We start from the raw sequence: 17,161 nt of genomic DNA on the forward strand, positions 1-17,161 counted from the left end.
GGCGTTCAATAGGCATTGTCCGTGTTAAGCAACCGGACCGGCGTCAGGAACAGGATCTTCAGGTCGAAGAGCAGGGACCAGTTCTCGATGTAATCGAGGTCGTAGGCTGTGCGGGCGCGGATCTTCTCGTCGCTGTCCAATTCGCCGCGCAGTCCGTTGATCTGCGCCCAGCCGGTAACGCCCGGTTTGACGCGATGGCGGGCAAAATAGCTCTCGACTACGTCCACATATTTGCGCTCGCCGGTTTGGGCACTCACCGCGTGCGGGCGCGGCCCGACGAGGGAGAGTTCGCCGCGCAGGACGTTGAAGAGCTGCGGCAGTTCGTCGATCGAGGATTTCCGAAGGAAGCGCCCGACTGGCGTCACGCGAGGGTCGCCCTTGGTGACCGCCCTAATCGCACTCTGATCACTCATATTGGTGTACATCGAGCGGAATTTCAGGACCTGGATCACCTCATTGTTGAAGCCGTGGCGCTTTTGCCGAAAGAGTACAGGTCCTTTGGACGTTGCCTTCACGGCAATTGCCGCGATGAGCATGACCGGCCAGAGCAGGCTGATCGCGACCAGCGAAAACAGGATGTCGAAGACCCGCTTGGCAACCGAATCCCAATCGCGGATCGGCTTGTCGAAGATGTCGAACATCGGCACCGCGCCCACATGGGAGTAGGAGCGCGGGCGGAAGCGCAGGCGGTTTGCATGGGCGGCAAGCCGGATGTCGACCGGCAGGACCCAGAGCTTGCGCAAAAGCTGGAGGATGCGTTGCTCGGCGGTCGCGGGTAGCGCGATGATCAGCATGTCGATACGCGCAAGACGGGCGAATTCGACCAGTTCCGCGAAGGTGCCGAGCTTCGGATAACCGGCCACGACAGTTGGAGAGCGCTCGCTGTTTCGGTCATCGAAAATGCCGCAGATGCGGATATCGTTGTCTGGCTGCTGTTCCAGCTGGCGCACGAGCTGCTTTGCCGGCTCCCCGCCGCCGACAATGACGGCACGCCGCTCCATGACGCCGTTGCGCGCCCAGTTGCGGATGGCGAAGGCGGTAAGCCTTCGCTCCAGAAGCAGGAAACTGGTGCCGGTTGCGAACCAGACGAGGAGAGCAGCAACGGAATAGGGCTCCGTTTCCGCCACGTGAAGGGCAGCCGCCGTCAGCGTAAAGCCGATCGTCCAGCCGACGAAAACACGCCTGGCCGTGCGGCTGGCGCCGCGCAGTGACGGGATCTGATAGGCATCCGCAAGCTGCAGCAATAGAACGGTGACGGTCGCGCCGGTGGCGATCAGGGCGAAGCGGGCGAGGAAGCCACTGGCATCGGTGGGAGCCATTAACGCTCCGACGAGCAGGCCGATCGCGAGCATTGCTGCCAGCTCGAACAGGCGGAACTGGCCGATGAGCATGGCCGGAGAGGTGCTGTCGTTGCGGAACTGCTCTGCAATCTGCCGGGCGAGCGGATTGAGGACGGTTGCTTCCTCCGCGGCGCGCGTTTTTTCGCTGGAACGGATTTCCGAAACCTTCCTGCGAAGGTTATCGACGTCGAACTGTTCGGACTTGCTCGGCTTGTTCATGGCCCAATCCTTTTCGCCTCCGGTCTAAGGAAGACGGAGGCACTGAAAAAGGACCTAGCAAAAAGAGGTGAAGGAAGCCTTTAGCGCCGGTCTGCCAAAGCGTCCGAGCCCAGCAGATTATGGTACAGGCCGAGCATCTCCCGGGCCATGACGGAGGCGGAAAAGACTGCCTTGAAGGCGTCCGGCTTTGGCATGACGTGCTCCCGCCAATCGGGCGTGGCGATCGCCTCTCTCATGACGCGGGAGAGATCCTCCGCGTCTCCGGGTTGGGCGAGCGCGGCACTTGCGTGTCCCAGTACTTCCGGAATTCCGCCGACGCGCGAGGCAATCACGGCTTTGCCGGCCGCCAAGGCCTCCAGCACGATATAGGGCATCGCCTCGGCACGCGAGGGGACGACGACGACCTTCGCCAATGCGAAGGCCTCGCGAGCCGGCATGGCCGGCCGCATCAAGATACGCCGTGCGAGCCCTCGCTCGGCCATCATCGCCGCGTAGCGGTCCCGGTCGGGTCCGTCGCCGACCATGAGGGCAGACAGGGGGCGTCCGACGGCCCGTTCCGTGCGGGCGAAGGCATCGATGAAGACATCCGGTCCCTTCAGGTCGCGAAGCATGCCGATATAGAGGAAATTCGGGGCGGCCGGTTCCGTTTCGACCGATTCGAATTCAGCGTCCCTGATGCCGTTGTAGATCACCCGCGATATTTTGCGCGGCTTGCCGACTTTCCTCTCGTAGGCCCGCCTTTCGTAGTCACAGACGAAGACAAGCGCGTCTCCAAAATGCTCCTGAAAACGTTCCAGCCGCAGCACCACCTGACCAGACAAGGTGTTCCGGTCGAAATGCAGGCTGCCGCCATGCGGCGAATAGAGGCGGGCTACGCGATACCTGTTTACCCGCAGTGCTGAGCCGATCAGCCGGGCAATGGCGCCGCCTTTGGCACCATGCCCATGCAGTATATCCGGCTGCAAGCTCCTGATGTGCTTGTAACTCTTGTAGATGGCCACGAGATCCGACGGAACGATCGCGCGACGCATCGGAATGCGGATCAGGCCGAGCGAAAGCTGCGGCCTTATGCTGTCGAAGAGGCGGTCCTCATGCGCACCGCCGGTCGAGCTGTCGCAGAGTATGCCGACCTCGTGGCCGAGTGCCCGGTGTTCTTCGACGAGATCGCGCACATGGCGGAAGATCCCGCCGACGGGAGACCGGAAACAATGGAGTATCCGCAGGGGAGCGCTCTCCGTCATTGGTTCGTCAGAAGAGCCGCTCGCGGACGTAGATCGTATCGCCAGCCAGCACCGGAGCGGCAATCGTCGTTCGGCCGGTAATCACCTGTCCGTTGATCTTGCGGGTGACATCCACATCCCGCTGGTTGCCGCGCGAGGTGAAGCCTCCGGCGATTGCAACGGCGTTCTGGGCCGTCATGCCGGGCACATATGAATATTGCCCCGGCCGCCCCACTTCGCCCATCACGAAGACGGGACGATAACGGTCAACCTCAATCGTGACGTCGGGGTCGCGCAGATAGCCTTGCTTCAGGCGGGACGCGATTGCGCCCTCCAGCGCAGGCAAGGTCTGGCCGCGGGCCGCGACCTGTCCGATCAGCGGGAAGGCTACGTAGCCAGCCTGGTCGACCGTATAGGAATTCGACAGGCCCGGCTGCTCAAAGACGCTGATGCGCAGCCGGTCGCCGCTGTCGAGCCGATACGGCTGGATCGTCGCCTCCTGAAAACTTTTCGGTGCCGGGGCGTAGCTTGTGCAGCCGGCCAGTGCCGTCGCTGCCACGCCAAGTGCGAGCACAAGCACGTGTTTGACCGTCACGTGTCTGATGGGGGCGAAGGACATTTTCGCGTTCCGGGCTCCGGCTGTTCATACCATTGCGTCCGTTATCGGTCTGTTAGGGTTAATGCCCGGTAAAGAACGGCGCAATTTCGCGAGCGTTAACGAGCAACGGTCGCCCGGACCGCCATTAACCCTCGCGTTACCATGATCCTTTACCATCCGCCCAAACCGGTAGTTGGAGCGTATCATGTCAGGCGTAAACGGCAGCAATCAGGACGTGGATATCGATCTCGGGCGGATTATCGCGGCCGTATGGGAACGCAAAGCCAGGATCATCGGCGCCACCGTCATAGCCGCTGCCGTCGCTCTTGTCGGGGCGAGCCTGATGAAGCCGAGCTACAAAGGCGAGACGCGGCTCCTCATAGAATCTCGTTCGCCAAACCTGTCGGGAGGAGAGGGCGCGCCGCAGGCGAACGATCCGGTTCTCGACTCGCTGAACGTCACCAGCCAGGCGCAGCTCCTGCAGTCGAGCGATCTCATCAAGCGCGTGGTCCGCGAGCTGAAGCTGGCGCAGTTGAAGGAATTCGATCCGGCGGCCCAGTCCCTGCTGCCCGATCCCCTGGTTCTGATCGGCCTCAAACAGGATCCGATGACGCTCGAGGCCGAGGACCGGGTCATCCAGGAATTTCGCGAAAAGCTGCAGGTCTATCCCGTCGAAAACTCCCGCGTCATCGCGATCGAGTTTTCCTCGCATGATCAGAAGCTCGCCGCCGACATTCCCAACAGGATGGCGGAGGTCTATCTCGAGATTCAGAGCGGCGCAAAGCTGGACACCCATTCCGAGACCGCAAGGTGGCTCGAACCGGAAATCGTCCGGCTGACCGGCAAGGTTCAGGAGGCGGAGAAGAAAGTCGCGGACTACCGCTCCTCCAACGGCCTTTTCCAGACGACCGAAACCAATAGCTTCTCCACCCAGCAACTCAACGACATTTCAACCGAGCTCGCCCGTGTCCGGGCCGAGCGGGCCAATGCCGAAGCGCGGGCTGAAAACGTTCGCGCGGCGCTGAAAGCGGGGCGGGCATCCGATACGCTGACCGACGTCGTCGGATCGCAGGTCATCCAGCGCCTGAAGGAAGCTGAAGCCAATCTGCAGGCCCAGATATCCGACCAATCCACCCAATTGCTGGAGGGCCATCCGCGGCTGAAAGGCCTGCGCGCCCAGCTGGGTGGCATTCGCCAGCAGATCGACAGTGAAACCAAGAAGATACTTGCCAGTCTTGAAAACGATGCGGAGGTGGCGCGGCTGCGTGAGCGTCAGTTGATGACGCAGCTGAACGGCCTCAAGGCAGATTCGGCCAAGTCCGGAGAGGAGGAGGTCGGGCTGCGGGCACTTGAGCGTGAGGCCACCGCCCAGCGCCAGCTTCTCGAAACCTATCTCGCCCGTTTCCGCGAGGCGACATCGCGTCTCGACAGCAATGCGAGCCCGGCCGACGCGCGCATCGTTTCCCGCGCTGTGGAGCCGTCCGAACCTTATTTTCCGAAAATCATTCCGATCGTAACCGTGGTGTCGCTCGCGACGTTCATTTTCGGATGCCTGATCGTCATGATCATCGAGCTCTTCAGCGGCCGCGCGCTCCGGCCTTCCGGTGTGGGCGATGTCGAGTTTGACCGTGAGGCGAAAACCTTGCCGGCACCGGTTCCCGCAGCCGTCGCTCCCGCCGATTCCCCCTTGCCGGTGCATCAGATGCAGGCCGAAGCCGCCCGTTTCGACGTGCGCGAGGCCGCGGCCAAGGCACGCGCCAAGGTCTCGGAAAGATTCGTCTTTCCGACGGCAGAGGAGCGGGTGGAGCAGGTCGAAGCCAAGGACGAAGGCTTCACGATCGGTTCGGTTGCCCACTATCTTGAACGTCACGATGTTCCGGTGGCGATCGCCATTTCACCGCGCGGTGACGAAGGTTCGACGGCAACCGTGATGCTGGCCCGCGAGATTGCCGAACATGGGCGGACCGTGGCGCTGATTGATATGACCGGTTCCGCCTGCCCAACGCGCCTGATGGCTGAAAATCCGAAACTACCGGGCATTACCGATCTGCTCTGCGGCGAGACCGCGTTCGGCGACGCGATCCACCGGGATCGTCTCTCCGATGCCCACATCATACCACATGGCGCTTCCGATCCGGGCAAGGCCATGCGCGGCGCCGATCGGTTGACGATGATCATCGATGCGCTGGCCGACGCCTATGATCTGGTGCTGGTCGAATGCGGGCCTGCCGAGATTTCCGGCATTTCGCGTCTGGCGGGCGATGAGACTGCGGATATCATTCTCTCGGTTCCGGGCTTCAAGGACGACGAGGTGGCGAAACTCGTCACTGATTTCGAGATGGCCGGCTATCGGCACCTGTTGGTCATGAGCGAAGCGGGGGACCTGCATTCGCCGCGGCGCGGTCGCCGCCGCGCGGCCTGATTGGTCATTCCGCTTCCGAGGCGGGCGCTGGCCCTTTCGGGCTATGCCCTGCTCGCCAGCGCTGAACCAGGGAGTAGAGGTGGGGATTGCGTTTGATCATCGCCTTGCCCCTGGTCAATCCCATCATCAGCGGACGCAGCAGCAATCCCTTCCAAGTCAGTGGCAGCAGGATGTCGTGCTGGACGGTTTCCTGCGTGCACCAGTTTCGCTTGTAAGGCTGATCACCGACGCCGAAATCGAAGACTGCGGCGCCCTCGCGGCAGGATTGTTCGATGGTCAGCCAGAACAGCAGTTCGCCAGGGCTGGCTTCGGGGCAGACGCTTTCGTCGATGGAACTGAACTGGCAGATGACGTGGCCGCCCTTGCGGGAGAGACCGGCGATCGCGGCGACATGGCCTTGATGTTCGCCGCGCAGGCGGATGGCGAAAAGGCGGAGCGGAGTGTCGAAACCTTCGGTCGGCACGTCCAGCAGCCAGTGGAAGAATTGCCGGATATCGTCCGGCTGGAACACATCCGGCAGACCAAGCTGTGCAAGCCGCTCGCCCTTCTGTTGGAAGAAGAGATCGAGGAGCGCATGCTTTTCGGCGCGGCTTTCGGGGCAGACGTAATCATACCCGCCGATTGCCTCGAGCTTGCGGGTTGAGGAGCGGAATTTCTTGCGACGGCTTTTGGCGTTGAGCTGCGCAATGGTCGCCTCGAAATCGCCAAGCAACGGAAGCTGGAAGGAGCGGTTCTGGTTTTCGGTCGTTGCCAGTCCGCGAAGCGGATGCCGGGTACCGCGCCAGGCAAGCGGGATATTGTCGAGGACGATCAGATCGGCCTTGTCCTTCAACGCCGTCCGCACGGCGTGAACAAAGTTCTGAAGCTCCTCCGTGTCGGGCTCGGCGAGATTGGCGAAGAGGCCGGAATTGAGGTTGTTGAACCGGTCCCCAGGAAAGCGCGCGATCTTCACGCCTTTTTCTGCGAGGATTTCGAGCGGCAGGATGAGATGCGTGCGATTTTCGGCCACACCCTGAAGGATGGCGAGCTCGCTCTTGTGTGCCTGCGTCCAGGAAAGACACCAATCGAACCCTTGGTGCAGGGAGTTCTTTTCCTGCTTCTCCAGACGGCGCCACTCGGGTTCGATCGGCTGTGGATTGTCGAGGACGTGCAGTGTCAGATCGGCAAATCGCACCACGTCGCCCGCCGCCGGGCCTCCGGGCATCGGAACGATCTGTTCTTTGTATTGGGTTCCCCGCTGCTGCATGGCTTCGCCCGCTGATGCCGTTTTGCCGGCACGATAGGGAGGAGGAGCCAAAAATCCGTTTATCGTTGGTCCGGTTTGCGGACAAACCGCAGCGGCTGGTTAACCGCCCGTAAATTCAGCTCCTGGGAGGTCTGGGACCTGCCATCCACTTGATGATCAGCATGGCCGGAAGGATCCAGAGCAGGCCGGAGAACAGGAAATAGAGAAAATGCACCCACCATGGCGAGGTGGCGAGCATGAAGGTGGCGACGGTCGTGGCGGCCAACGCATAAATGACCACCAGAAAGATGATGAGAATAGTACCGATGAAACTTCTCAAACGCGGGACCAAGACGTTTTCTCCTATCCGCGACGGCATGCCGCAAAGTGTCGGGGCTTGTTTTGCATGGGGCGATGAGGCAAAGCAACGCCAAAGAACAAAAGGCGTCTGAAGACGTCTTTTCGCCACGAGCGACGGGAGTATCCCATGTCCGCGACGAACGCAGTCATCATCGATGTCGTGAAACAGACGAAGCGCCTCGAGCGCGACCGCAAGGCGGTGCGCATCTGGTTGGGGGTCGTTATCTTCACGCTTTTCTGTCTGGTGCTGGTCGGGGGAGCGACCAGGCTCACCGATTCCGGACTCTCGATCACCGAATGGAAGCCGATCCATGGGGTGATACCGCCGCTCTCGGCGGAGGAGTGGGAGGAGGAGTTCCGCCTTTATCAGCGCATTCCGCAATACCAGCAGGTCAACAGGGACATGACGGTTGACGAATTCAAGTCGATCTTCTGGTGGGAATGGGCACACCGCTTCCTGGCCCGCTCCATCGGCGTGGTCTTTGCCGCTCCGCTTGTCTTCTTCTGGCTAACGGGCCGCATTGAAAAGCGGTTGCGCTGGCCGCTGGTGGGCGTCCTGGCACTTGGCGGTTTTCAGGGCTTTATCGGCTGGTGGATGGTCTCCTCCGGCCTCAGCAAACTCGTCAGCGTCTCGCAATACCGGCTCGCCACGCATCTGACGATTGCCTGTCTGATCTTCGCCGCCTGTGTCTGGATTATGCGTGGCCTGTCGCCTCATAGCCATGACGCGCCACCGACTGGAAAGTCCGTCTGGGCAGCGGGTGGCATCGCTCTCCTCGTTCTCTTTCAGATCTATCTTGGCGCCCTGGTCGCAGGTCTCGATGCCGGCCTTAGTTACACGACCTGGCCGATGATGGACGGCGCGCTGGTGCCGGGCGACCTGTTTATTCAAGAGCCCTGGTGGATCAATCTTTTCGAAAATCCGAAGACGGTGCAGTTCGCGCATCGATGCGGCGCCTATCTGCTGTTTGCCGTCGCACTCGTTCACATGATCGTTTCGCTCTCCAAGGCGCCGGGCAGCACCCATGCCCGCCGTTCAATCCTGCTCTTCGTGCTGGTCGGCATCCAGGCGCTGATCGGGATTTCAACCTTGGTGATGCAGGTTCCGATGCATCTGGCGCTTACCCATCAGGCCATGGCCATGATCGTTCTCGGATTTGCCATAGCCCACTGGCGCGGTTTCATCGGAGAATATCCTCCCGAAACGGCGGTCGTTACCCGCAGCTGATCTCCCATCATCAAAGGCCTTTCCAAGGCGGACGGATCTAGTTCCGTCCGCCTTTTTTTTTGGGTTGACGGCTCTCGTTATTAATGTCATTACAAGTGACATGAATGCACTAAAAGTGACAAAGTACGAAAGTCCGCTACGGACGGAACAGGCACAGCAAACGCGAGAGCGCATCCTGGCCGGCGTCAGGGCAATACTGGAAAGCGATCCGGACAGCGCTCTCGGATTCGACGAACTGGCGGAGGTGAGTGGCGTCAATCGCCGGACCATCTTTCGTCATTTCCCGACCAAAGAGGATCTGCTCTCGGCCTTCTGGCAGAGCACCAATGCCTCGCTCGGCGTGCGCTTCTGGCCAGAGAGCGAGCGCGATCTCGTCGATCTGCCGCCGGCACTCTTCACTTCGCTGGATGGCATCGAAGGCATCGTGCGCGCCTCCCATGCGAGCGGCCCGGGCCGACAGATGCGGCTGCAGGCCAACGACGAGCGGCAGGCAGCCTTCAAAAGAAGTCTCTCGGACGTGTCGAGCCTTCTCCAACCCGAACGGGCGCGACAGCTGGAGGCGACGGTCCAGCTGCTTTTCAGTGCCACGGCCTGGCAGACCATGAAGGATTATTGGGGGCTATCCGGCGAAGAGGCGGGAAGAGCGGCCGCATGGGCGATCGGCGCTCTGCTCGATGCGGCAAGACGCGAAGGGCGCATATCGAAGGACGAAAGAGATGAATGATAATTTTTCCGCAAGGGTCCATCCGGCCGCGAGCGCCGGCGTCTTCTGGGTCATGGGCGACCAGGTGATGAAGCGAGGCAAATTGGAAGGCACCGGGTTCAACGTCATCGACGTGCTGGTGCCCCCGGGAAGCGGCACGCCGCCGCATATGCACGCCTCTCCGGAAATCTTCCGCATTCTGGAGGGTACTATGACCATATGGAGTATGGTGGACGGAAAGCCCGCCGAAATCGAAGCTGTGGTCGGCGATGTCGTCACCATTCCTGCCCATGCGCCGCATGCCTATCGTAATTCTTCTTCCGAGCCGGCGATAATGATGGCCATCGTTGATGACGGGATGATGGGTTTCTTCGAAGCCGCCGCCAGCCATGAACCGCCGGCAGGCCCGCCAACGCCGGAGGTAATCGAGCGGATCATGGCGTTGACCGAAACCCACGGCATTCACATCCTGCAGGCAGCCTGAAGTGGGACGGGCATCACCCAATGGCCCCGTTTTGGGTAATTGTCTCAACCCGACTGTCGGCAAATCTTCTGACCACCCGTCCTTGGAGCATAGCCGCACGGCTGCACCAAGGAGCGAGGGCAGGACAATGGCAAGGACAATCGCGGTTCTCGTTGCAAGGCTAATTTTCTGCGGCCTGTTCGTCATGGCGACGAGCTTCAAATTCTTCGATATGCCGTCGACGGCGGGCTATATCGCCGGCGCCGGTTTTCCGTTTCCGCTCGTCCTCGCATGGTCCGCTGCGATCTTCGAAGCGGGATTGGCTGTTGCTTTCCTGACCGGCGCCTTCTTTTCGGAAGCGGCGCTGCTTGCGGGCATCTATGTCATCTTTCTGGCATTCGCCTTTCACGGGCCGAGCCATTGGGAAGGCAATCAGGCGGAGTTCGGCTTCTTCGTCGATCATTTCACGTTTCTCGCCGGTCTGCTGTTCGCTGCCGTACACGGACCGGGCGAGAGGCTCGCGCTCAACCTTGGTCTGAAACAGACATTCGGATCGGTAAGGCGGGTCGCCTAGGCCTGCCGCAATACGCTGCCAATCGCTGCAGCGACGGCAAGCTCGTCTTCGCAATCTTTGGCGTTGCCGTCTTCGTAATGCCAGGCGGCGGAAAGGCAGCCATAGGCAAAGCCATAACGGAGGATGGTGCGGACATCGCGCCTCAGCGCTCCGGAGAACACCTCGGCCATGGAAGCGATGCGTTCCTCGTTGCGTGTCAGGTCGAAACGGTCGAGCGGGTTGGAAAACATGTTGGCGACATCGAGCGCGGCGTCGCCGATCAGGCCGGCCGGATCGATGATCAGCCAGCCGCGTGGCCCAAGCATAATGTTCTCGTGGTGCAAGTCCCCGTGTAGCGGTTTGATGTCCTGCTGATTGCCGATCAGGTCTTCCGCCATAGCGGCCGCCTCGACGAAGGGGCTGGCAACACCAAGGTGGCGGTCGGCTTCTGCCTTGTTGAACAGGCTCGCGAAGTAACGGGACAGCGGCTGCAGGCTAGCGGGTGGCGGTGTGTCCGATGGGCGGTGGTATTCCGTCAGCACCTCGCTCGCGATCCGGGTGGCGTCGCGGTCGCTGTGAGCGACAAGATGATCGCGGAGCGTCGCCCCGCCGGCATGTTCCATCAACAGGATGTTGCCGGAGCGCCCGATCAGCCGAACGCAGCCGACACCATCGCGCCACGCAAGAAAATCGGCGCCGCGAAGATTGTCTTCCAATGCTCTGGGTTTAAGGACTTTGACGATATCGAGTTCGCCGCCGGCACGCGTCACTTCGTAGACGGTGCCGACGATCGTATCGGCGATTTGGCGGGCGCCTTCGATCCGCCATTCCAAGGGGAAGGGAATGCTGCCGGTCATCAGGCCGAGAGCATCAGATCCATGTTCTGAACGGCCGCACCCGAAGCGCCCTTGCCGAGATTGTCGAGCAGGGCGACGAGGTTGGCATGCGCACCGCCCGGCGTTCCGAACACGAAGAGCTTCATCGTGTCCTTGCCGACCAGTTCTTCCGCATCGACGCGAGGAAGCGCCTTGCTCTCTTCGAGCGGGACGACCGTAACGATGTCCTGCCCGGCATAATGCTCGACAAGCGCTCTGTGGATGCCCTCAACCGTCGCATCACCCTTCAAGTCCTCCAGGAACAGCGGTACCTGCACGATCATGCCTTGCGCAAAGCGGCCGACGGACGGCGAGAACAGCGGCGGGCGATCGAGCAGGCCGTGAACCTTCATCTCCGGGACGTGCTTGTGCTTGAGCGGCAGGCCATAGAGAAAGTTATTGGCCCTGATAGCCTCCGGATGGTCAGGATTCTCCATCTGTGCGATCATCTGCTTTCCGCCGCCGGTATAACCGGAGATGGCGTTGACCGTTACCGGATAACCGTCCGGCAGGATGCCGGCAGCGCGCAACGGCCGGATGAGACCGATGGCGCCGGTAGGATAGCAGCCCGGATTGCTAACCAAACGGGCGGATTTGATCCGGTCGGCCTGAGCCTGATCCATCTCGGCAAAACCATAGGCCCAGGACGGATCGACACGGAAAGCCGTCGAGGTGTCGATCACCCGCACCTTGTTGTTGCCGGAAAGCATGGAGACGGCCTCGCGGGAGGCGTCGTCCGGCAGGCAGAGGATGGCGATGTCGGCGCTGTTCAGGAGATCCTCGCGCATCGCGGCATTGCGCCGCTCGGCTTCCGGGATCGACAGCAGTTCGACGTCGCGGCGGCCGGCCATGCGGGTGCGGATCTGCAGTCCCGTGGTGCCGTGTTCGCCATCGATGAAGATTTTCGCTGCCATTGTCTTTATCCTGTGATGTCAGTGCCTTGGCTTGACGGCCGGATTCAGTTTACCAGCCGCTTGATTCAGAAGTTTAACGCAGTGCCTGCCGCTCCGCGCGAAGCCCGAGCATATACATCGCAACGGTCGCTCCGGCAATGGCGGTGATATCGGCATGATCATAGGCGGGCGCGACTTCAACCACATCCGCGCCACGGATATCGAGGCCGCCGAGCTGGCGCAGAACCGAGAGGATCTTGGCGCTCGAGGGACCGCCGGCTACGGGCGTTCCGGTGCCTGGCGCAAAAGCAGGGTCGAGACAATCGATATCGAAGGTGAGATAGGCCGGTTTTCCGCCGGTATGGTCGAGAATCGTCGCGGCGATTTCGGCTGCACTCATTTCCTCGATCTCATGGCCATAGAGGAGGCGGATGCCGAAAGTTTCCGGGGCATGGGTGCGGATGCCGATCTGGATCGAGCGCGTGGCATCGATAATGCCGTCGCGCACTGCCCGCGCTACGAAAGAACCGTGGTCGATACGACGGTCGTCGTCGAGCCACGTATCCTGGTGAGCATCGAATTGGACAAGGGCAAGAGGGCCGTGCCTGGCCACATGCGCCTTGAGCAGCGGCCAGGTGACGTAATGGTCGCCTCCGAGCGTCAGCAGAAAAGCACCGCTGTCGAGGATCACATTTGCTTGGGCCTCGATTGCCGCCGGCGTCTTCTGATGGTTCCCGTAGTCGAGCAGGCAGTCGCCATAGTCAATCACCGCCATTTCCGAAAAGAGATCGCGGGAGAACGGATACTGGGGGTCGTTGTCGAAGATCGCGGAGGCCCGGCGGATCGCCTGCGGTCCAAAGCGCGCGCCCGGCCGGTTGGAGGTCGCCGCATCAAAGGGGATGCCCCACACCACCGCATCGGCACCCGCCAGATCTTTCGCGAAGCGTCGCCGCATGAAAGACAGCGCGCCCGCAAAGGTGGGATCGGTCGCGGCAGAGGTAAGGCTGGTTGCCGTGAAGGCGTGATCGATCGACTTTTCCACCATTGCGTCCCTCCATCATTTGGGGGACGTTGGCCAATGAGGGCCGACAAGGCAAGCCTCCTTCTGATAAAAGTGGCATGCTTAGGAGGCCTTGGCCTCGAAGGCGGGCGGAAAATCGCCAAGGGCCTTGGCGTCTCTGATGCGAGCGCCGATATCCTCCTCAATGATTGCTTCCAGCTGCGCGAAGCTGTCGATGACGTAGTAGATCGGCTGGACGATATCGATTCGATAGGGCGTTCTAAGCACCGTCATCAGGTCGAAGGGGCGGAATTCGCTTCCTCTGCCTCCCATCGCTGCCCGCGTCTCGTTGGGAGAAGAGACGATACCGGCGCCGAAGCAGCGGCGTCCCTGCGGCGTGTCGATGAGACCGAATTCGACAGTGAACCAGAATATCCGGAACAAGTGCCAGGAATATTCCTTGCCGAGCCCGACGGCTTTCTCACCGAAGCGGCGAACGAAATTGGCATAGCTCTGGTTCGTCAGCAGAGGGCAGTGGCCGAAGACCTCATGGAAGATATCCGGCTCTTCGATGTAGTCGATGTGCTCCCGGCGGCGGATGAAGGTCGCCAGCGGAAACTTGCCCTGCGACAGCAATTCGTAAAAGCGCGACGGCGGGATAAGTGCCGGCACGCCTTCCACGCCGAAGCCGGTGGTTTCGTTGAGGCGTCGGTTGATATCGTGAAGCTGAGGAACCTTGTCAGGCTTCAAGCCGAGCAGGTTTACCCCATCCAGATATTCCTTACAGGCCTTGTCGGCCAGCAGCGTCATCTGGCGTTGGTAGAGTTCGCTCCAGATCCCATCTTCTTCGGTCGTGTAATGATAGGTACCGTCCGCATCCGGCAGCTTCGCCGTATAGGTGCTTTCCTTGGGCATGAGCGCCTCCCGATTTCGATCCCGCAGCCGGGCTCCTCCAGCCTTGGCCTGCTGTCACCACAATATCCCGAAAAACACGGATAAACTTTTCAGCTTTGCCGGTTTATGATGCAAGGATGGGAAAATATCCCGAAAGGAGGCGCCGGAATGAAAGAAACTTTGAAGGCCGCCCGAAAACTCCTTCAGCTCGTGCAGGCGGGAGACGGTTTCTCGCTTGCCGAGTTGGCGGAGAAAGCCGGGATGTCGCAAAGCACCGCGTGGCGTAAGATCCAGGAACTGGAGGCAGATGGTGTGATCAGAAAGCGGGTTGCCCTTCTTGATCCTGCCAAGCTCGATCTCAAGCTCTGCATCATCGCCCATGTGACCTTGGAGGATCACCACGAGGAGGCCATCGAAGCTTTTGCGAACGTCGTGCGCGATCGACCGGAGATCATGGAATGTTATGCGCTGTCTGGAACGTTCGACTACATGCTGAAGATCAGGGCAGCCGATGTCGAAGCCTATGAAGCCTTCATGACCCGCCATCTGATGCGCAATCCGCATGTGCGCAACGTGGTTTCCAGCTTCGTCCTGCGCGAACTGAAGTCGACGACCGAACTGCCGATCTGAAGAGATGTCAAAAGCCCCAAACGAAAAAAGGCGGAACCGAAGCCCCGCCTTTTGAAAGTGCAAGATCCAGAGACGATTAGCGCTTGGAGAACTGGAAGGAACGGCGAGCCTTGGCTTTACCGTACTTCTTACGCTCGACAACGCGGCTGTCGCGGGTCAGGAAGCCACCCTTCTTGAGAACCGAACGCAGGCCCGGCTCGAAATAGGTGAGAGCCTTGGAAAGGCCGTGGCGCACAGCGCCAGCCTGACCGGAGAGGCCGCCGCCGGTGACGGTCGCAATGATGTCGAACTGGCCGGTGCGGGCAGCTGCAACGATCGGCTGCTGCAGGATCATCTGCAGGACCGGACGGGCGAAATAAGCCGAGAAGTCCTTGCCGTTGACGATGATCTTGCCGGAACCAGCCTTGACCCAAACGCGGGCGACTGCGTTCTTGCGCTTGCCGGTCGCGTAGGAACGGCCAAGATTGTCGACCTTACGGACGTGAACCGGAGCCTGGCTTTCGGCCGCCGGAGCGAGATCCTTCAGAGAGGAGAGATCGGCCATGATCAGGCGCTCCTTACATTCTTCTTGTTCAGCGAGGCCACGTCGAGAGCGACCGGCTGCTGGGCTTCGTGGGGATGGTTGGAACCGGCGTAAACGCGCAGGTTCTTCATCTGGCGACGACCGAGGGGGCCGCGGGGAATCATGCGCTCAACGGCCTTTTCGATGACGCGCTCCGGGAAGCGGCCTTCGATGATCTGGCGCGCAGTGCGCTCCTTGATGCCGCCCGGGTAACCGGTGTGCCAGTAATAGGTCTTGTCGGAATATTTCTTGCCGGTGAGGGCAACCTTTTCCGCATTGATGACGATGACGTTGTCGCCGTCATCGACGTGAGGGGTGTAAGTGGCCTTGTGCTTGCCGCGCAGGCGGTTTGCTACGATGGTGGCGAGGCGACCGACTACGAGGCCTTCGGCATCGATGATCACCCACTTCTTCTCCACCTCGGCGGGCTTCTGAACGAAGGTTGACATGGTTTTCTCTTTCGTCTGGACCCGTGACATCCGATATCGGACACAGGGCGTTTCTTGTTGCTTGGTTCGACGGCAGAACCGCCAAAAAGAATGCGGGCCACAGGGGTCCGCAATCTGTGGCGGCTTATACCGGTGAGATAAGGATGCGTCAAGGCAACCGATCTTGACTTAGAAAAAATAATCCCAAACATTTCAATGGTTTATCTATGAGGTATGCATTTACCACACTTAATTTTCGCATGCAGGCCTCTTTGCGGCAGATGGTGTAGGAACTGCTTTTGCAGGCTACTCTAGGTCAGATGTGGGTTTTTGCTGAGAGATGCCGTTGCGGCAACGGAACATCTGCGGCTGGAACGAAGAACCTTCGGCCTAATGCTGCATACAACCTGTGGGCACAGATCGTCGAGGCGCCGCGGAAACCGATAGCAGGCTATCGGCAAAAGAGGTGAACATCGAATTTTCCTGTCAACGCCTTGTGATAAGTATTATTTTTGCGCATCAAGAAAATGTCGGCCGAAAAATCAATGGCTATGATTTTTCACGGGTGATGAATAGTAGGTGCGCCTAATTCAACTATAAGATGCTTCTAATATGCTTCGTACGGAAGCGGAAAATTGCGAGAACATCTATTGAACACGGCCTGTCTGCCATCCTCCGGTCAGAACCGGGTGCATCCCGGCTGCAGCGGAAAACAGTCTTCGGGATCGGGGCGCCTTTTGCAGGCGCGGACGGGGCAGCGAGGAGTGTCCATCGTCGGGACGGTGACGCGATCTGCAAATTCGTGGCCATCGCAGAAGCCGCTGTCTGCAACATAGCGGTCGTAAAGGGTCATCCCGCGTACGTTTCGGGAAGGATAACGCAGGATGACCGCGCCCTCCCGGTCGATCACACGTTGCACTGCGGCGCAGGACATGCCTGCCGAATTATAGCGTGAGATAGAAAAGGCGGGTTCAGCCGACGCAACGGCGACGGCGCAGGCGATCGCAAGGCTTGCGAGAAATTTTTTCATGACCTGCATCCCATTTACAGAGATAGAGCCATACATAGAGCGAAGCGACCGCGCCGCCAGAGGCGTTTCATCACCGGAGCTGCCGTCATGAACCACGACCATTATGATAACGGATATATTGCCGACATCCTCAAGAACACCAGGACGATCGCTCTTCTGGGGGCTTCGCCAAATCCGGACCGGCCAAGCAATCGTGTTATGGGGTTCCTGCTTGGCAAGGGATACACGGTATATCCGGTCAATCCCGGTCAGGCAGGCAAGCAGATTCTCGGTCAGACGGTGTACAAGACCCTTGGCGACGTGCCGCAACCGGTCGACCTGGTCGACGTCTTCCGCGCCGCCGAGTATCTGGATGGCGTCGTCGACGAGGCCATCGCTCTTGAAACGAAGCCCAAGGTCATCTGGGGCCAGCTCAGCGTACGGGACGACAGGGCGGCGGCAAAGGCGGAAGCGGCCGGCATCAAGGTCGTAATGGACCGATGCCCGGCGATCGAATATCCACGGCTTGTCGCCTGACG

Annotated in this window: 19 protein-coding genes; 7 read left to right on the top strand and 12 right to left on the bottom strand. The window is 60.3% G+C overall.

The genetic code is table 11. The annotated features are described in order from the left end of the window. Positions 1-5: 5 nt before the first annotated feature. The 3 genes from EDE05_RS03770 to EDE05_RS03780 form a co-directional block, all read right to left on the bottom strand. Positions 6-1,559 carry an undecaprenyl-phosphate glucose phosphotransferase gene (locus tag EDE05_RS03770; protein WP_134100170.1) on the bottom strand — a complete coding sequence of 518 codons (1,554 nt, stop codon included), beginning with the start codon at positions 1,557-1,559 and terminating at the stop codon, positions 6-8. A gap of 80 nt (positions 1,560-1,639) precedes the next feature. Continuing rightward, positions 1,640-2,800, bottom strand: coding sequence for a glycosyltransferase family 4 protein (locus EDE05_RS03775; protein WP_134100173.1), 1,161 nt, complete (start codon positions 2,798-2,800; stop codon positions 1,640-1,642). A gap of 7 nt (positions 2,801-2,807) precedes the next feature. Beyond that, positions 2,808-3,398, bottom strand: a complete 591-nt coding sequence (locus EDE05_RS03780) for a polysaccharide biosynthesis/export family protein (protein ID WP_105372004.1) — start codon at positions 3,396-3,398, stop codon at positions 2,808-2,810. A gap of 184 nt (positions 3,399-3,582) precedes the next feature. On the opposite strand from EDE05_RS03780, the gene EDE05_RS03785 reads away from it, so the two are divergent. Further along, a complete protein-coding gene (locus EDE05_RS03785; RefSeq protein WP_134100176.1) occupies positions 3,583-5,799 on the top strand; it encodes an exopolysaccharide transport family protein in 2,217 nt (738 codons plus the stop codon). A gap of 4 nt (positions 5,800-5,803) precedes the next feature. On the opposite strand, the gene EDE05_RS03790 is transcribed toward EDE05_RS03785, so the two are convergent. Next, on the bottom strand, positions 5,804-7,045 hold the full coding sequence (locus EDE05_RS03790; protein WP_134100179.1) for a GNAT family N-acetyltransferase: 1,242 nt from the start codon (positions 7,043-7,045) through the stop codon (positions 5,804-5,806). A gap of 115 nt (positions 7,046-7,160) precedes the next feature. Beyond that, positions 7,161-7,376 carry a DUF2842 domain-containing protein gene (locus tag EDE05_RS03795; RefSeq protein WP_112801920.1) on the bottom strand — a complete coding sequence of 72 codons (216 nt, stop codon included), beginning with the start codon at positions 7,374-7,376 and terminating at the stop codon, positions 7,161-7,163. Positions 7,377-7,511: 135 nt separating this feature from the next. On the opposite strand from EDE05_RS03795, the gene EDE05_RS03800 reads away from it, so the two are divergent. From EDE05_RS03800 to EDE05_RS03815, 4 genes are all read left to right on the top strand, one after another. After that, positions 7,512-8,612, top strand: coding sequence for a COX15/CtaA family protein (locus EDE05_RS03800; protein WP_134100181.1), 1,101 nt, complete (start codon positions 7,512-7,514; stop codon positions 8,610-8,612). Positions 8,613-8,727: 115 nt separating this feature from the next. Then, positions 8,728-9,336 carry a TetR/AcrR family transcriptional regulator gene (locus tag EDE05_RS03805; RefSeq protein WP_166675427.1) on the top strand — a complete coding sequence of 203 codons (609 nt, stop codon included), beginning with the start codon at positions 8,728-8,730 and terminating at the stop codon, positions 9,334-9,336. After that, complete coding sequence (locus tag EDE05_RS03810) at positions 9,329-9,799, top strand: cupin domain-containing protein (protein WP_166675428.1); 471 nt, start codon at positions 9,329-9,331, stop codon at positions 9,797-9,799. The genes EDE05_RS03805 and EDE05_RS03810 overlap by 8 nt, the downstream gene beginning before the upstream one ends. A 127-nt stretch (positions 9,800-9,926) precedes the next feature. Further along, complete coding sequence (locus EDE05_RS03815; RefSeq protein ID WP_134100190.1) at positions 9,927-10,352, top strand: DoxX family protein; 426 nt, start codon at positions 9,927-9,929, stop codon at positions 10,350-10,352. Here the strand turns inward: EDE05_RS03815 and EDE05_RS03820 are convergent. The 4 genes from EDE05_RS03820 to EDE05_RS03835 form a co-directional block, all read right to left on the bottom strand. Beyond that, positions 10,349-11,188: an aminoglycoside phosphotransferase family protein gene (locus tag EDE05_RS03820; RefSeq protein WP_134100193.1), complete on the bottom strand. Its 840-nt coding sequence runs from the start codon at positions 11,186-11,188 to the stop codon at positions 10,349-10,351. The two genes, EDE05_RS03815 and EDE05_RS03820, sit on opposite strands and share 4 nt — an antisense overlap. Further along, the gene (argC, locus tag EDE05_RS03825) at positions 11,188-12,120 is read right to left on the bottom strand and encodes an N-acetyl-gamma-glutamyl-phosphate reductase (RefSeq protein WP_134100196.1); all 933 of its coding nucleotides are present in this window, start codon (positions 12,118-12,120) and stop codon (positions 11,188-11,190) included. The genes EDE05_RS03820 and argC overlap by 1 nt, the downstream gene beginning before the upstream one ends. Before the next feature lie 73 nt (positions 12,121-12,193). Beyond that, entirely contained in the window at positions 12,194-13,144 is a 951-nt protein-coding gene (gene speB, locus EDE05_RS03830) for an agmatinase (protein ID WP_112801935.1), read from the bottom strand. A 78-nt stretch (positions 13,145-13,222) separates the two neighbouring features. Beyond that, the gene (locus EDE05_RS03835) at positions 13,223-14,014 is read right to left on the bottom strand and encodes a phenylalanine 4-monooxygenase (RefSeq protein WP_134100199.1); all 792 of its coding nucleotides are present in this window, start codon (positions 14,012-14,014) and stop codon (positions 13,223-13,225) included. A 147-nt stretch (positions 14,015-14,161) separates the two neighbouring features. On the opposite strand from EDE05_RS03835, the gene EDE05_RS03840 reads away from it, so the two are divergent. Beyond that, complete coding sequence (locus EDE05_RS03840) at positions 14,162-14,623, top strand: Lrp/AsnC family transcriptional regulator (protein WP_112802260.1); 462 nt, start codon at positions 14,162-14,164, stop codon at positions 14,621-14,623. A 76-nt stretch (positions 14,624-14,699) separates the two neighbouring features. Here the strand turns inward: EDE05_RS03840 and rpsI are convergent, their stop codons facing one another. The 3 genes from rpsI to EDE05_RS03855 form a co-directional block, all read right to left on the bottom strand. After that, positions 14,700-15,167: a 30S ribosomal protein S9 gene (gene rpsI, locus EDE05_RS03845; protein WP_105371992.1), complete on the bottom strand. Its 468-nt coding sequence runs from the start codon at positions 15,165-15,167 to the stop codon at positions 14,700-14,702. A 2-nt stretch (positions 15,168-15,169) separates the two neighbouring features. Beyond that, positions 15,170-15,634: a 50S ribosomal protein L13 gene (gene rplM, locus EDE05_RS03850; RefSeq protein WP_105371991.1), complete on the bottom strand. Its 465-nt coding sequence runs from the start codon at positions 15,632-15,634 to the stop codon at positions 15,170-15,172. A 658-nt stretch (positions 15,635-16,292) separates the two neighbouring features. Continuing rightward, positions 16,293-16,643: a hypothetical protein gene (locus EDE05_RS03855; RefSeq protein ID WP_134100202.1), complete on the bottom strand. Its 351-nt coding sequence runs from the start codon at positions 16,641-16,643 to the stop codon at positions 16,293-16,295. An 87-nt stretch (positions 16,644-16,730) separates the two neighbouring features. Between EDE05_RS03855 and EDE05_RS03860 the strand changes: the two genes are divergently transcribed. Further along, a complete protein-coding gene (locus EDE05_RS03860; RefSeq protein ID WP_134100204.1) occupies positions 16,731-17,159 on the top strand; it encodes a CoA-binding protein in 429 nt (142 codons plus the stop codon). The last annotated feature ends 2 nt before the right edge of the window (positions 17,160-17,161 follow it).

It is taken from the genome of Neorhizobium sp. R1-B (assembly GCF_004368875.1).
Classification (GTDB): domain Bacteria; phylum Pseudomonadota; class Alphaproteobacteria; order Rhizobiales; family Rhizobiaceae; genus Neorhizobium; species Neorhizobium huautlense.

What these genes read in the sequence shown, in the direction of transcription:
- EDE05_RS03835 (WP_134100199.1), bottom strand. Translation starts at nt 14,014, where the DNA reads ATGCCCAAGGAAAGCACCTATACGGCGAAGCTGCCGGATGCGGACGGT.
- EDE05_RS03810 (WP_166675428.1), top strand. Translation starts at nt 9,329, where the DNA reads ATGAATGATAATTTTTCCGCAAGGGTCCATCCGGCCGCGAGCGCCGGC.
- speB (WP_112801935.1), bottom strand. Translation starts at nt 13,144, where the DNA reads ATGGTGGAAAAGTCGATCGATCACGCCTTCACGGCAACCAGCCTTACC.
- EDE05_RS03785 (WP_134100176.1), top strand. Translation starts at nt 3,583, where the DNA reads ATGTCAGGCGTAAACGGCAGCAATCAGGACGTGGATATCGATCTCGGG.
- EDE05_RS03800 (WP_134100181.1), top strand. Translation starts at nt 7,512, where the DNA reads ATGTCCGCGACGAACGCAGTCATCATCGATGTCGTGAAACAGACGAAG.
- EDE05_RS03840 (WP_112802260.1), top strand. Translation starts at nt 14,162, where the DNA reads ATGAAAGAAACTTTGAAGGCCGCCCGAAAACTCCTTCAGCTCGTGCAG.
- argC (WP_134100196.1), bottom strand. Translation starts at nt 12,120, where the DNA reads ATGGCAGCGAAAATCTTCATCGATGGCGAACACGGCACCACGGGACTG.
- EDE05_RS03780 (WP_105372004.1), bottom strand. Translation starts at nt 3,398, where the DNA reads ATGTCCTTCGCCCCCATCAGACACGTGACGGTCAAACACGTGCTTGTG.
- EDE05_RS03790 (WP_134100179.1), bottom strand. Translation starts at nt 7,045, where the DNA reads ATGCAGCAGCGGGGAACCCAATACAAAGAACAGATCGTTCCGATGCCC.
- rpsI (WP_105371992.1), bottom strand. Translation starts at nt 15,167, where the DNA reads ATGGCCGATCTCTCCTCTCTGAAGGATCTCGCTCCGGCGGCCGAAAGC.
- EDE05_RS03855 (WP_134100202.1), bottom strand. Translation starts at nt 16,643, where the DNA reads ATGAAAAAATTTCTCGCAAGCCTTGCGATCGCCTGCGCCGTCGCCGTT.
- EDE05_RS03775 (WP_134100173.1), bottom strand. Translation starts at nt 2,800, where the DNA reads ATGACGGAGAGCGCTCCCCTGCGGATACTCCATTGTTTCCGGTCTCCC.
- rplM (WP_105371991.1), bottom strand. Translation starts at nt 15,634, where the DNA reads ATGTCAACCTTCGTTCAGAAGCCCGCCGAGGTGGAGAAGAAGTGGGTG.
- EDE05_RS03770 (WP_134100170.1), bottom strand. Translation starts at nt 1,559, where the DNA reads ATGAACAAGCCGAGCAAGTCCGAACAGTTCGACGTCGATAACCTTCGC.
- EDE05_RS03815 (WP_134100190.1), top strand. Translation starts at nt 9,927, where the DNA reads ATGGCAAGGACAATCGCGGTTCTCGTTGCAAGGCTAATTTTCTGCGGC.
- EDE05_RS03860 (WP_134100204.1), top strand. Translation starts at nt 16,731, where the DNA reads ATGAACCACGACCATTATGATAACGGATATATTGCCGACATCCTCAAG.
- EDE05_RS03820 (WP_134100193.1), bottom strand. Translation starts at nt 11,188, where the DNA reads ATGACCGGCAGCATTCCCTTCCCCTTGGAATGGCGGATCGAAGGCGCC.